The organism is Stutzerimonas stutzeri (genome assembly GCF_024448715.1).
Taxonomy (GTDB): domain Bacteria; phylum Pseudomonadota; class Gammaproteobacteria; order Pseudomonadales; family Pseudomonadaceae; genus Stutzerimonas; species Stutzerimonas stutzeri_AR.
Genome location: NZ_JAMOHZ010000009.1, coordinates 227,071 through 240,973, shown reverse-complemented (window position 1 = coordinate 240,973; position 13,903 = coordinate 227,071). Strand labels below are relative to the sequence as shown.

Here is a 13,903-nt window from a genome sequence, read left to right as displayed (position 1 = left end):
TTGCGATTTCAAGTTGCTGTCAAGCATATGGAATTCCCCGTTTAACTATCCGATCCAAGCAGATCAAGTGGAAGGTTGGAAGCTTTATGGAAGGAAGCTTACGGGGCGCAGGAATATTCCTAAAATTGATTAAAACATCCATCGCTATGTATTAAAGCTATCGACGATCTACGTAACCGATTGTTCCACGTGGAACAAAAAACCCGGCGAGGCCGGGTTTTTGCGTAGCAACTAAGCGAACCACTAATTAATCAGAAATCTAAATTAGATACGGCCAAAGCATTGGACTCGATGAAATCTCGTCTAGGTTCGACCGCATCGCCCATTAATGTATTGAATATCTGATCAGCGGCGATCGCATCGTCAATGGTCACCTTGAGCATCCGCCGAACAGCAGGATCCATAGTCGTTTCCCACAGCTGATCCGGGTTCATCTCACCGAGCCCCTTGTACCGCTGGACACTGTGGCGACGGGTGCCCTCCGTCATCAACCATTCAAGGGCCTGCTTGAACGTCGTCACCTGCTTCTTACGCTCACCACGCTGCACGTAAGCGTCGTCCTCAAGTAGGCTATTGAGCTTATCGCCAAGCACTGTGACGGTTTTGTAATCGTTGCTGCCGAAGAAATCACGGTTGAAAGTGATGTAGCTGGCCAGACCGTGGGAAACGACCTCTACTTCCGGCAACCATAGGTTGCGCTCCTTATCCTCCCGCAGGTTCGCTTTGTAGGCCAATCCAGACCTTTCGACGTCTTTCAACAGGGCGGCATAGGATTCCAGCCAAACCTGCATCGCAGCCCGATCGCCAAGTTGCTCAACAGTTACTCTCGGCAAATAAATGAGGTGCTCGGTCAGTTCCTGCGGGTAAAGGCGGGACAGCCGCTGCAGTGTTTTCATTACGGTGCGGTAGTCGTTGACCAGACGCTCCAGCGCCTCGCCTGAAAGACCAGGCGCACCTTCATTGACGTGCAAGCTGGCATCTTCGAGTGCCGACTGGGTGAGGTACTCATCCATCGCCTCGTCGTCCTTGATGTATTGCTCCTGCTTGCCGCGCTTCACCTTATAGAGTGGCGGCTGGGCGATGTAGACATAGCCTCGCTCAATCAACTCAGGCAGCTGACGGAAGAAGAAGGTTAACAGCAGGGTGCGAATGTGCGAACCGTCGACGTCGGCGTCGGTCATGATGATGATGTTGTGATAACGCAGTTTGTCGATGTTGTATTCTTCGCGACCGATACCGCAGCCGAGAGCAGTGATGAGCGTGCCGACTTCTTGTGAAGAGATCATCTTGTCGAATCGAGCCTTTTCGACGTTGAGGATCTTGCCCTTGAGCGGCAGGATGGCTTGAGTTCTGCGGTTGCGGCCTTGTTTGGCAGAGCCGCCCGCGGAGTCACCCTCCACTATGTAGAGTTCGGAAAGGGCTGGGTCCTTTTCTTGGCAGTCCGCTAGTTTGCCTGGCAGGCCTGCGATGTCCAACGCTCCCTTGCGTCTCGTCATCTCACGAGCTTTACGGGCCGCCTCGCGGGCACGCGCCGCGTCGATCATCTTGCCAACAACAGCCTTCGCCTCATTGGGGTGCTCAAGCAGAAAATCAGCAAAATGCTTGCCCATTTCCTGTTCAACGGCCGTCTTCACTTCGGATGAGACGAGCTTGTCCTTGGTCTGCGAGCTGAACTTCGGATCCGGAACCTTTACAGAAATAATTGCCGTCAGGCCTTCGCGTGCATCGTCACCGGTGGTAGCCACTTTGTGCTTCTTCGCAAGCCCTTCCTGCTCAATGTAGTTGTTCAAGTTGCGCGTCAACGCCGAGCGGAACCCCGCCAAGTGAGTCCCGCCGTCGCGCTGGGGGATATTATTGGTGAAGCAAAGCAGATTTTCATTGAAGCTATCATTCCACTGCAGAGCCACTTCAACGCCGACGCCGTCGTCACGCTGGACATTGAAATGAAACACCTCATTGACTGGCGTCTTGTTGGTATTGAGATAACCGACAAACGCACTGAGACCGCCTTCGTACTTGAACAGCTCTTCCTTGGCGTTTCGCTCGTCACGCAGCACGATTCCCACACCGGAGTTCAGGAATGAAAGCTCGCGTAGTCGTTTGGCCAGGATGTCCCAGCTGAAATGGATATTCTGAAAAGTCTCGGCTGAAGGCTTGAAGTGAATCTGAGTACCTGAACCTTCGGTTTCGCCGACGGCGGTCAGAGGTGCTTGCGGCACACCGTGACGGTAAATTTGCTCCCAGACCTTGCCCTCTCGGCGGATGGTTAGCACGAGCTCCTCGGACAAGGCATTTACAACCGATACGCCTACACCGTGAAGGCCGCCGGATACCTTGTAGGAGTTGTCATCGAACTTTCCCCCCGCGTGAAGTACGGTCATGATAACTTCAGCCGCAGACACGCCTTCTTCGTGGATATCGACTGGAATACCACGACCGTTATCGCGAACGCTAATGGATTCGTCAACATGGATGGTGATGGATATCTCGGAGCAATGGCCAGCCAGCGCTTCGTCAATAGAGTTATCGACCACCTCGAAGACCATATGGTGCAGGCCGGTGCCGTCGTCCGTATCGCCAATATACATGCCGGGGCGCTTACGTACCGCATCGAGGCCCTTCAGAACCTTGATGCTGGACGAATCGTACGTGTGGTTTTCGCTCATGCCTTCACTCCCGAGGGTCGTGGACTTGGGCTATCGCACCATGTTCCACGTGAAACAATGAGACCGGCGTATCGTCACGCCAGCCTTCTCGCAATACGTTCGAATCAACACAGGTAATGAAGACCTGGCAATTCAACTGTTCCAGCAACCGACACAGCGCAAGCCGGTGCTGATCGTCCAATTCGGACGGTAAATCATCGACCAGATAGATACACTGGCCGCGCTTGGCCGCGCTGACCAGGTGTCCTTGAGCAATCCGCAACGCACATACAACGAGCTTTTGCTGACCTCGAGACAGGGTCTCCGCCGCATTATGATTAGCGATCCGTAAGCGAAGATCAGCTCGTTGCGGGCCCGCCTGGGTATGCCCCATGAGCTTGTCGCGCTCAATCGAGGCCGTCAGCACCTCCTCCAAGGTTCGGTCTTTATCCCAGCCGCGGTAATAGCTCAGCTGGAAGCCTTCGAGGTCAAGCAACGACGCTAGCGTGCCTTCGAATACCGGTTTCAGCAATTGAATATAGGCACGTCGATACTCGTCTATTTCATCGCTCGCAGCGCTCAGCTCGCGACTCCAAGCCGCCTGCGAAGCGCCGTCCAGTGTACCATGCCGAAGCCATGAATTCCGTTGCCTGAGCGCCTGCTGGAGCCGTTGCCAGGCCTGCAGAAAGCGAGGTTCCACGTGGAACACGCCCCAATCGAGAAATTGTCGTCGGAGTTTCGGTGCGCCTTCCAGTAAACGGAAGCTGTCAGGATTGATGAGTTGTAGCGGTAGCGCGTCGGCAAGCTCCGCAGCGCTCTTTACGTTCTGTCCGTTAATGCGGATTCGCACCTCGCCGGAGCGATCCCTGGAAATACCCAGCGCGCTGAACTGCTCATCAGTCAATCGGACCTGGCCAAAAACCGTACAGCTGGTCTGCTCGTGGCTTATAACTGGGTTCAGACGGGTACTGCGAAACGAACGTGCCATTCCCAACAAATGAATGGCCTCGAGAAGACTGGTCTTCCCGCTGCCGTTGTCGCCATGGAGAATATTTATCCGAGGGGAGGGGTTTAACGTCACCGACTGCAGATTGCGCACGCCAGTGACGGAGATACGGCTAAGGGACATCAGCGAATTTTATAGGCGCATCGGCATTACGACATAAGCCGAATCATCGTTGTCGAATTCTTGGACCAGCGCGCTGCTATTCGCATCCGAAAGAATCAAGCGAACCTGATCAGTAGTCATCACACCCAACACGTCGAGCAGATAGCTAACGTTGAAGCCAATCTCCAGAGCTCCACCCGAATAGTCGACGGCGACTTCTTCCTCCGCTTCCTCCTGTTCAGGGTTGTTCGCCTGGATCTTCAACAAACCGCTTTCCAGCTGAAGACGAATGCCCCGATATTTCTCATTGGAGAGAATCGCCGTACGGCTGAACGCCTCGCGGAGAGTTTGCCGTTCACCAACGACCAGCTTGTCACCGCCACGGGGCAATACACGCTCGTAATCAGGGAATTTTCCGTCCACTAGCTTAGAAGTAAAGGTAAATTCGCCAGTTGTCGCCCGGATGTGATGCTGACCAAGCACGATGCCGACTTCACCATCCTGATCGGTAAGCAAGCGGGCCAATTCGAGAATACCTTTGCGCGGGACGATCACCTGGTGGCGGTCCGGCTGGTCGATGCCGGCCTGCATGGAACACATCGCCAGCCGATGCCCATCCGTAGCTACCGCGCGTAGCATACCGCTGGAAACTTCGATCAGCATGCCGTTCAGGTAATAGCGCACGTCCTGCTGGGCCATGGCAAAGCTGCTGCGCTCGATCAGACGGCGCATCTTGCCTTGGTTGACGCTGAAGTTCAGCGAACCAGGGCCTTCTTCGACAGTAGGAAAGTCGTTCGCAGGCAAGGTCGATAAGGAAAACCGACTGCGACCCGACTTGATCACGACTTTTTGATCATCCAGACGGATATCGATCAGCGCGTCAGGCTGCAGGCTTTTACAAATATCCATCAGCTTGCGCGCCGGTACGGTGATCTCCCCAGGCTCGGATGCATCTTCCAGCGCAACACGGCCGACCAGTTCAACTTCCAGATCGGTGCCTGTAAGAGACAATTGATGATCTTGGACCACCAGCAATACGTTGGATAGCACCGGCAAGGTTTGGCGCCTCTCGACGACGCCGGCAACCAGCTGCAGAGGTTTCAACAGGGCTTCGCGCTGAATAGTGAAATGCATGATCTGGTCCCTTGCCTATAATTGGCCGCAATCTGTTCAGGTAGTCAAAGTGCGCAGTAGATTTTTGTAATCTTCGCGAATATCTGCATCCAATTCTCGAAGTTCGGCAATTTTACGACAGGCATGCAGCACCGTCGTGTGATCACGCCCACCAAATGCATCGCCGATCTCCGGCAGGCTGTGATTGGTGAGTTCCTTGGATAATGCCATCGCGACCTGACGCGGTCGTGCCACAGAGCGCGAACGGCGCTTCGACAGCAGGTCGGATATCTTGATTTTGTAATATTCAGCGACAGTACGCTGGATATTATCGACGCTCACTAGCTTGTCCTGCAGCGCTAACAAGTCTTTCAACGATTCGCGAATAAGCTCGATAGTGATGTCGCGCCCCATGAAGTGAGCGTGGGCAATCACGCGCTTCAGTGCACCTTCCAGTTCGCGGACGTTTGAGCGTATCCGCTGGGCTATGAAGAACGCAGCATCGTGGGGCAGATCGACGTTAGCCTGGTCAGCCTTTTTCATCAGAATCGCCACACGCGTCTCGAGTTCTGGCGGCTCCACTGCCACGGTGAGGCCCCAGCCGAAGCGAGACTTCAGCCTTTCCTCGAGACCATCGATTTCCTTCGGGTAGCGGTCGCTGGTCAGAATTACCTGCTGACCACCCTCGAGAAGCGCGTTAAATGTATGAAAGAACTCTTCCTGCGAGCGTTCCTTTTTGGCAAAGAACTGGATGTCGTCAATTAAAAGAGCATCCACGGAGCGATAGAAGCGCTTGAATTCATTAATAGCGTTGAGCTGTAACGCCTTCACCATGTCAGCAACGAATCGCTCCGAATGAAGATAGACCACCTTGGCATTGGGGTTTTTCTTCAGCAGATGATTGCCCACGGCGTGCATGAGGTGGGTCTTGCCGAGACCGACACCGCCATAAAGAAACAGCGGGTTATAGCCATGCTTCGGATTGTCGGCGACCTGCCAGGCGGCAGCACGGGCCAGCTGGTTCGACTTACCCTCGACGAAGTTCTCGAAAGTAAAAGTGCGATTGAGATAGCTGGTGTGCTTGAGCCCACCTTCTACCTGTACGTTGCGCTCTACACGTGCAGGCGGGGGAGTAACAGCGGGTTCTGGCGATGTGGCCATCGCCGAGGGCATTAACAGCGAAGCTTGCGCTGGCGTCGCTATCGCAGCTGGGGTCGACTGTGCCTGCGGGCGGGCCATAGACGCGGGTGGAAGCGCCGCGGCGGCTGTTCGCTTGCTTCCGATCAGCAGAGATAATGCCGGCGCCAAGTCAGTGGCCCGTTCGGATAGCAGCTCCAGCAACCTGGACAGGTACTTCTCGTTAACCCAATCGAGGACGAAGCGGTTGGGCGCGTAGACGCGAAGCTCATCGCCCTCGGCCTCAACCTGAAGCGGACGGATCCATGTGTTGAATTGCTGGGCTGGCAGTTCATCCCTCAAGAGGTCAACGCACTGCTGCCAAAGTTCCACCGACACGGAATCTCCTAGACGCTGTCGAGCTTTAAACGGCCGCTATTGTAGCCTTCGAACGATCAGTTATCCACAGTCGGCGAGCCTTCAGGACTAAAAGAAAGCGCTGCGAATCGTTTCTGATAAACCGAGCTGTACAGATAAGCACTGTTGATAACTGCAAACGAGCTAGCCCTCTAATCCTGTGCATATCTTTGCCACAGCCTCACCTGTTGATAACTCAAGGATTTATCCACAGAAAATTCACTGCATGCCCACGGCCAATGCACCGCTTGTACAGAGCGTTGGGAAGCGCTGTGATGACCGCTATGCCTGAGCTAGAGCCACTTTTGCACAGAAAGTGGCGGCACCATCTATAAGCTCTGTATTAAGAAGATCTTTATATCTCTTTCTATTTATTAATTTCCTCATAATGCCATTGGTTGGAAATTGACCTGACAGCCTGGCTTCTCTACAATCGCCGGTCTCTTAAAAGGGGGCCATTCCGGCCCGCAATGGATCACCAGGTAAAGCATCATGAAACGCACTTTCCAACCCAGCACCCTCAAGCGCGCTCGCACCCACGGTTTCCGTGCTCGTATGGCCACCAAGAACGGCCGTGCCGTGCTGTCCCGCCGTCGCGCCAAAGGTCGTAAGCGCTTGGCAGTCTGAACACGTCGGAACAGGTAGTGAGTCGAGACTTCGGTCGGGAAAAGCGATTGCTGACCCCGCGCCAGTTCAAAGCGGTCTTCGACTCCCCTTCCGGCAAGTTACCGGGCAGGAATGTCCTGCTACTGGTGCGCGAAAATGAACTGCCACATCCCCGTATCGGGCTGGTGATCGGCAAGAAGAGCGTCAAGCTCTCGGTAGAGCGCAACCGCATCAAGCGGCAACTGCGCGAAACCTTTCGTCTTCACCAGACAGAACTGACGGGATGGGACATCGTGGTTATCGCGCGCAAGGGATTGGCAGATCTGGATAATCCCGAACTGGCACGGCAATTCGCCAAGCTTTGGAGGCGGTTGTCTCGCACCCCTTCTCAAGCGGTCAGCAATCTTGAACAGGGCACATCCGCCCATGCGTGAACTGGCCTTGGTCCCGATCCGGATCTACCGGTACGCCATCAGTCCCATGATGGCCAGTCACTGTCGTTTCTACCCAAGTTGTTCCTGCTATGCACTAGAAGCCATTGAAATCCATGGCCTGGTGCGCGGTGGCTGGCTGAGTCTGCGCAGGCTCGGCCGTTGCCATCCATGGAATCCGGGCGGCTATGATCCCGTGCCTTCCAACAACACCTCCAATTCATCTTCGATGACCGAGTAACCATGGATATCAAACGCTCGATCCTGCTTGTCGCATTGGCAGTCGTTGCCTACCTGATGGTTCTTCAGTGGAACCAGGACTACGGCCAAGCCGCCATGCCTGCCGAGCCACGCCAGGAACAACCTTCAGCTCAGCTTCCCGATACGCCGATACCTGCCACCAGTGCCGACGGTACACAGGCAGACATCCCTGCCATAGGCGGCGAGCAGCAAGTCAGTGCGCTTCCCGAAGCCCAGAGCAACTCGCAGCTGATCCATGTACGTACCGACGTTCTGGACGTGGCGATCGATCCACGCGGTGGTGACATCGTCGATCTGCGGCTACCACAGTTTCCGCGTCGCCAAGATCGTCCGGACGTTCCTTTCCAGCTTTTCGAGCGCAGTGGCGAGCGAACCTACGAGGCTCAGAGCGGCTTGATTGGTGACGGTCCGGACAAGGCCAGTGGACGTCCGCTGTACAGTAGCGAGCAACGGCAGTACCAACTGGCTGAAGGTCAAGACCAGTTGGTGGTCGATCTGAAATACAGCGAAGACGGTGTCAACTACACAAAGCGTTTTACATTCGATCGTGGCAACTACGATCTTGGCGTGCGTTATCTGATCGACAACCAGAGCGGCGAACCCTGGACCGGTCATATGTTCGGTCAGCTGAAGCGTGACGACAGTGGTGATCCGTCTTCCAGCACCGCGACCGGAACGGCAACCTACCTGGGGGCTGCACTCTGGACCCAGGACGAGCCGTACACCAAGGTGTCCATGGGCGACATGGACGACAAGAACCTGAAGATAACTGTAGAAGGCGGGTGGATCGCCTGGTTGCAGCACTACTTCGTGACTGCTTGGATTCCGTCTGCCGACCAGACCAACCAGGTACAGACCCGCAAGGACAGCCAGGGCAACTACATCATTGGCTTCACCGGCCCCGCGATCTCGGTCGCTCCCGGAAGCCAGGGTGAAGCAGCTGCAACGCTGTATGCCGGCCCCAAGAGCCAGGATCAGCTGGAGGAACTGTCCCCCGGTCTGCGTTTGACCGTCGACTACGGCATTCTCTGGTTCATCGCGCAGCCGATCTTCTGGCTTTTGCAGAACATCCACGCACTGCTGGGCAACTGGGGCTGGTCGATCATTGCGCTGACGGTAGTCATCAAACTTGCATTCTTCCCGCTGTCGGCTGCCAGTTACAAATCTATGGCCCGCATGCGTGCCGTGTCGCCGAAAATGCAGGCGCTGAAGGAGCAATTTGGCGATGACCGCCAGAAAATGTCCCAAGCGATGATGGAGCTGTACAAGAAGGAGAAGATCAATCCACTGGGTGGCTGCCTACCAATCCTGGTACAGATGCCGGTATTCCTCGCGCTTTACTGGGTGTTGCTGGAAAGCGTCGAGATGCGCCAAGCACCATGGATGTTCTGGATCACCGACCTGTCGATCAAAGATCCGTTCTTCATCCTTCCGATCATCATGGGCCTGACCATGTTCGTTCAGCAGCAGCTGAATCCGACACCGCCGGACCCAATGCAGGCCAAGGTGATGAAGTTGCTACCAATCATCTTTACCTTCTTCTTCCTCTGGTTCCCTGCAGGCCTGGTGCTGTATTGGGTAGTCAACAACTGCTTGTCGATTGCGCAGCAGTGGTACATTACCCGCAAGATCGAAAGGCAGAATGCTGCCACCGCCTGATCTTTCGACGTGAACAGAACGCCCCTTGATTGGGGCGTTTTTCATTTTTCGACCTGCCTGGGAGAGACGCATGAGTCAAGATCGCGAAACCATCGCTGCAGTCGCCACTGCCCCGGGACGAGGCGGCATCGGCGTTGTGCGTATTTCCGGGCCGCGAGCGAAAGCAGTGGCCATCACCCTTAGCGGTCGGGAACCTGTTGCCCGCCATGCGCATTACGGCCCGTTCCACGCCGACGACGGCGAGGTAATTGATGAAGGGCTAATGCTGTTCTTTCCTGGTCCACATTCTTTTACTGGCGAAGATGTGCTGGAACTGCAAGGCCACGGCGGGCCGGTCGTCATGGACATGCTGCTGCGTCGCTGCGTGGAACTGGGTGCTCGCCTTGCTCGGCCAGGTGAGTTCAGCGAGCGGGCATTTCTCAACGACAAACTGGATCTGGCCCAGGCGGAAGCGATCGCCGACCTGATCGAGGCAAGCTCCGCTCAAGCCGCCCGCAACGCCGTACGTTCATTGCAGGGCGAGTTCTCACGTCGGGTACACCAGCTCACCGAAAAGTTGATTCAGCTGCGAATCTACGTCGAGGCGGCGATCGACTTTCCCGAAGAGGAAATCGACTTTCTCGCCGACGGCCGCGTGCTGGCGTTGCTGGAGGCAGTCAGAGAAGAGTTGTCCAAGGTCATCCATGAAGCCGGCCAGGGCGCTTTGCTTCGCGAAGGGATGAACGTGGTGATCGCCGGTCGGCCAAATGCCGGCAAGTCGAGCTTGCTGAATGCACTGGCGGGCCGCGACGCGGCAATCGTTACCGATATCGCCGGTACCACGCGCGACGTGCTACGCGAACACATCCATATCGATGGCATGCCCTTGCACGTTATCGATACCGCCGGCCTTCGCGACACCGACGATCAGGTTGAACGGATCGGTGTCGAGCGTGCTATCAAGGCCATCGACGATGCCGACCGAATATTGCTGGTGGTGGACGCCAGCGTGTCATTATCCGACGCCGAAGAGTTCGGTTGGCCAGATTTCCTTGTCGTCAAACCGGATCCCAACAAGACGACGTTGATCCGCAACAAGGCCGACATCACCGGCGAAAGTGCGGCCCTTTCGGTCGATATTGACGGCCACAGCACGTTGAGTCTCTCCGCTCGATCGGGCGACGGGCTGCAGCTGCTCCGCGAACATCTGAAGGCCTGCATGGGCTACGACCAGACAGCGGAAAGCGGCTTTAGCGCGCGTCGCAGGCATCTGGATGCCTTGCGACAGGCTGCAGAGCACCTTGAGCATGGCCATATGCAACTTACCCTGGCAGGAGCGGGCGAGCTTCTTGCCGAAGACCTGCGGCAGGCCCAGCACGCGCTCGGAGAAATCACCGGCGCATTCAGCTCCGATGACCTGCTCGGGCGTATCTTTTCCAGCTTCTGCATCGGTAAATAGCGTCACGCTTAGCTGTCGCCAGTTTCACCCCAAAGCGGGACGTCTGTGCCAACTCGATCATCGAGCAGCGCTTGTCCAGGTTTTGAGCGCGCTGTCTGTCAAGCAGAGCATGGCGCCTACTCTCGGTGCGGCCAACTGCAAGCCCCTGGCTATTGCAAATACTGCACGCGATAACCCTGTGGAAAACCAGGCCCAAGCTCGGTCTATAACCCGTTCACAACAAGATGGTTAAACAGCTCTGTGTATAAGTGGCGCTTTCATGCACAGGTTTTGAACAGCTATCACACTGCTAGCGCCCGGGATAAACACAGCCTTCGCTTAGGCTCAAGCCCTTGCAGACAGGCCGCTGTAGCCATCTATCCACGGATATCTGCGTCCTAGTTATAAACATAAAAATAAGCTTTAAATAATTTCTTTATTTTTATCTATTTCCAAGCTCTTGAACTGCCTGCGCGCAGCTGGTCATTTTTTGTGCAAAGGCCTTCTTTCACACGCCGCGAATCCCTATACTTGCGCGTTTCTCAGAACTCATCTGAACAGGCACGAGGTGCGTGGTGGATTTCCCTTCTCGTTTTGATGTCATCGTTATCGGCGGTGGCCATGCCGGTACCGAGGCTGCCCTGGCAGCAGCCCGAATCGGCGTGAAGACATTGCTGCTCACGCATAATGTCGAGACGCTTGGGCAGATGAGTTGCAATCCGGCCATCGGCGGCATAGGCAAGAGCCATCTGGTCAAGGAAATCGATGCACTCGGCGGTGCCATGGCTAGCGCCACCGACCTGAGCGGCATTCAGTTTCGTGTGCTCAACAGCCGCAAAGGCCCCGCAGTCCGCGCGACTCGAGCCCAGGCAGACCGCGTTCTATACAAGGCAGCAATTCGCGAGACGTTGGAAAACCAGACCAACCTGTGGATATTCCAGCAGGCAGCGGACGATTTGATCGTAGAAGCAGAACGGGTAAAAGGCGTGGTCACCCAGATGGGACTACGTTTCTTCGCGGAGTCAGTGGTGCTCACCACCGGTACCTTTCTCGGCGGACTTATCCACATAGGTCTACAGAACTATTCCGGAGGTCGCGCCGGCGACCCGCCTTCAACTGCCCTGGCGAAGCGTTTGCGTGAGTTGCCGCTGCGTGTCGGCCGGCTGAAGACCGGGACGCCGCCACGTATCGACGGGCGAAGCGTCGATTTCTCGGTGATGACAGAGCAGCCTGGTGACACGCCTATACCGCCGATGTCGTTCCTTGGCGACGGTGCACAACACCCGCGACAGGTCAGTTGCTGGATCACCCATACCAATGCACGGACCCACGAGATCATTGCCGCCAACCTCGATCGCTCGCCGATGTACTCCGGCGTCATCGAAGGCGTAGGCCCACGTTACTGCCCGTCAATCGAAGACAAGATTCATCGTTTCGCCGACAAGGACAGCCATCAGGTATTCATCGAACCCGAGGGCCTGACGACTCATGAACTCTATCCAAACGGAATTTCCACTTCGCTTCCATTCGATGTCCAGTTGCAGATCGTGCAGAGCATCCGCGGCATGGAGCAGGCGCACATCGTTCGACCAGGCTACGCCATCGAATACGATTATTTCGATCCGCGTGATTTGAAGTACAGCCTGGAAACCAAGGTCATTGCTGGACTGTTCTTTGCGGGTCAGATCAATGGCACCACCGGTTACGAAGAAGCGGGCGCGCAGGGGCTGCTCGCCGGAACCAATGCCGCGTTGCGCGCGCAGGGGCGCGACAGCTGGTGTCCGCGCCGGGATGAGGCCTACCTCGGCGTTCTGGTCGACGATCTGATTACCCTGGGCACCCAGGAGCCGTACCGCATGTTCACCTCGCGCGCCGAGTATCGGTTGATTCTCCGTGAGGACAATGCGGACCTGCGGTTGACCGAGAAGGGCCGTGAGCTGGGGCTGGTAGATGATGTTCGCTGGGCGGCTTTCGAGCGTAAGCGCGAGCGCATCGTTCAAGAGGAACAGCGGCTGAAAAGCACCTGGGTGCGGCCCGGAACACCCGAGGGAGACGCCATCGCCGAACGCTTCGGGACGCCGCTGACCCACGAGTACAACCTGCTCAATCTCCTTGCCCGCCCAGAGATCGACTATCGCAATCTGGTTCAGCTCACCGGTACAGGCGTCGAGGATTCGCAGGTCGCAGAGCAGGTAGAGATCAAGACCAAGTACGCTGGCTATATCGATCGCCAGCAAGACGAGATCGCCCGCCTTCGTGCCAGTGAAAATGTCGTACTACCGGCAGAACTGGATTATTCAAAGATTTCGGGGCTTTCCAAGGAAATCCAGCACAAGCTCTCGCTCGCTCGCCCTGAGACGCTTGGCCAGGCCTCGCGAATTCCAGGCGTGACTCCTGCTGCCGTATCACTGTTGATGATCCACCTGAAAAAGCGCAGTGCCGGGCAGAAGCTGGAGCAAACCGCCTGATGGAACCCGGAGACGTCAGCTACGCGGCAGATTTGGAGCAGGGCGCGACCCAACTGGGCATCGAGTTGAGCGAGACTCAGCAACAGCAGCTTCTCGCCTATCTCGCTCTGCTGAACAAATGGAACAAGGCCTACAACCTGACTGCGGTGCGTGATCCAGCGGAAATGGTTTCTCGTCATCTGCTCGATAGCCTTAGCGTCGTGCCGCATGCGGAGCAGGGCGGTTCACGCTGGCTCGATGTGGGAAGCGGTGGAGGTATGCCTGGCATACCTCTGGCCATCCTGTTCCCAAAGCGGAGCTTTACGCTGCTTGACTCGAATGGCAAGAAGACCCGCTTTCTCACCCAAGTGAAGCTGGAGCTGAAACTCGCCAACGTCGAGGTTGTCCACAGCCGCGTCGAGCAGTTCAAACCCGAGCAGCCATACACTGACATAACCTCTAGGGCTTTCAGTTCGCTAGACGACTTTGCCAAATGGACGCGTCATCTGGGTGATGTGGAGACTCGCTGGCTTGCCATGAAAGGTGTGCAGCCGGACGATGAGTTGCAGGCTCTGCCTGAAGACTTCCAGCTGGAGCACTGCCTAGTTCTCAAGGTTCCTGGTTGCCAAGGGCAACGCCATCTGTTGATACTGCGCCGCACTTCATGACTCCGGACAGACACT

General features: G+C 56.1%; 11 protein-coding genes. 7 read left to right on the top strand and 4 right to left on the bottom strand.

Features of this window, described 5'->3' with window-relative positions; translation table 11 throughout:
* Window positions 1–251: 251 nt before the first annotated feature.
* Genes gyrB through dnaA form a run of 4 tightly spaced genes read right to left on the bottom strand, consistent with a single transcriptional unit; the run spans window position 252 to window position 6,381 of the window.
* Complete coding sequence (gyrB, locus tag NAV33_RS19150) at window positions 252–2,666, bottom strand: DNA topoisomerase (ATP-hydrolyzing) subunit B (RefSeq protein WP_255982988.1); 2,415 nt, start codon at window positions 2,664–2,666, stop codon at window positions 252–254.
* Window positions 2,667–2,670: 4 nt separating this feature from the next.
* Window positions 2,671–3,774, bottom strand: coding sequence for a DNA replication/repair protein RecF (gene recF / locus NAV33_RS19145; protein ID WP_255982987.1), 1,104 nt, complete (start codon window positions 3,772–3,774; stop codon window positions 2,671–2,673).
* Window positions 3,775–3,783: 9 nt separating this feature from the next.
* A complete protein-coding gene (gene dnaN, locus NAV33_RS19140; RefSeq protein WP_255982986.1) occupies window positions 3,784–4,887 on the bottom strand; it encodes a DNA polymerase III subunit beta in 1,104 nt (367 codons plus the stop codon).
* Window positions 4,888–4,923: 36 nt separating this feature from the next.
* Complete coding sequence (gene dnaA / locus NAV33_RS19135; RefSeq protein WP_255982984.1) at window positions 4,924–6,381, bottom strand: chromosomal replication initiator protein DnaA; 1,458 nt, start codon at window positions 6,379–6,381, stop codon at window positions 4,924–4,926.
* 510 nt (window positions 6,382–6,891) lie between these two features.
* Here dnaA and rpmH point away from each other — a divergent pair.
* The 7 genes from rpmH (at window position 6,892) to rsmG (ending at window position 13,888) form a co-directional block, all read left to right on the top strand.
* A complete protein-coding gene (gene rpmH / locus NAV33_RS19130; RefSeq protein ID WP_019340723.1) occupies window positions 6,892–7,026 on the top strand; it encodes a 50S ribosomal protein L34 in 135 nt (44 codons plus the stop codon).
* A 17-nt stretch (window positions 7,027–7,043) separates the two neighbouring features.
* Window positions 7,044–7,439, top strand: coding sequence for a ribonuclease P protein component (gene rnpA / locus NAV33_RS19125; RefSeq protein WP_255982982.1), 396 nt, complete (start codon window positions 7,044–7,046; stop codon window positions 7,437–7,439).
* Entirely contained in the window at window positions 7,432–7,677 is a 246-nt protein-coding gene (yidD, locus tag NAV33_RS19120) for a membrane protein insertion efficiency factor YidD (protein WP_255982980.1), read from the top strand. The genes rnpA and yidD overlap by 8 nt, the downstream gene beginning before the upstream one ends.
* Before the next feature lie 2 nt (window positions 7,678–7,679).
* Window positions 7,680–9,356, top strand: a complete 1,677-nt coding sequence (yidC, locus tag NAV33_RS19115) for a membrane protein insertase YidC (protein WP_255982978.1) — start codon at window positions 7,680–7,682, stop codon at window positions 9,354–9,356.
* 70 nt (window positions 9,357–9,426) lie between these two features.
* Window positions 9,427–10,794 carry a tRNA uridine-5-carboxymethylaminomethyl(34) synthesis GTPase MnmE gene (mnmE, locus tag NAV33_RS19110; protein WP_255982976.1) on the top strand — a complete coding sequence of 456 codons (1,368 nt, stop codon included), beginning with the start codon at window positions 9,427–9,429 and terminating at the stop codon, window positions 10,792–10,794.
* Between the two features lie 554 nt (window positions 10,795–11,348).
* Window positions 11,349–13,241 (top strand): tRNA uridine-5-carboxymethylaminomethyl(34) synthesis enzyme MnmG, encoded by a 1,893-nt coding sequence (gene mnmG, locus NAV33_RS19105; RefSeq protein WP_255982974.1) that lies wholly within the window; start codon window positions 11,349–11,351, stop codon window positions 13,239–13,241.
* Window positions 13,241–13,888, top strand: a complete 648-nt coding sequence (rsmG, locus tag NAV33_RS19100; RefSeq protein WP_255982972.1) for a 16S rRNA (guanine(527)-N(7))-methyltransferase RsmG — start codon at window positions 13,241–13,243, stop codon at window positions 13,886–13,888. The genes mnmG and rsmG overlap by 1 nt, the downstream gene beginning before the upstream one ends.
* Window positions 13,889–13,903 lie beyond the last annotated feature (15 nt).

Coding starts and splice junctions, on each gene's coding strand:
- gyrB (WP_255982988.1), bottom strand. CDS start 2,666: ATGAGCGAAAACCACACGTACGATTCGTCCAGCATCAAGGTTCTGAAG.
- recF (WP_255982987.1), bottom strand. CDS start 3,774: ATGTCCCTTAGCCGTATCTCCGTCACTGGCGTGCGCAATCTGCAGTCG.
- dnaN (WP_255982986.1), bottom strand. CDS start 4,887: ATGCATTTCACTATTCAGCGCGAAGCCCTGTTGAAACCTCTGCAGCTG.
- rpmH (WP_019340723.1), top strand. CDS start 6,892: ATGAAACGCACTTTCCAACCCAGCACCCTCAAGCGCGCTCGCACCCAC.
- yidD (WP_255982980.1), top strand. CDS start 7,432: ATGCGTGAACTGGCCTTGGTCCCGATCCGGATCTACCGGTACGCCATC.
- yidC (WP_255982978.1), top strand. CDS start 7,680: ATGGATATCAAACGCTCGATCCTGCTTGTCGCATTGGCAGTCGTTGCC.
- mnmE (WP_255982976.1), top strand. CDS start 9,427: ATGAGTCAAGATCGCGAAACCATCGCTGCAGTCGCCACTGCCCCGGGA.
- rsmG (WP_255982972.1), top strand. CDS start 13,241: ATGGAACCCGGAGACGTCAGCTACGCGGCAGATTTGGAGCAGGGCGCG.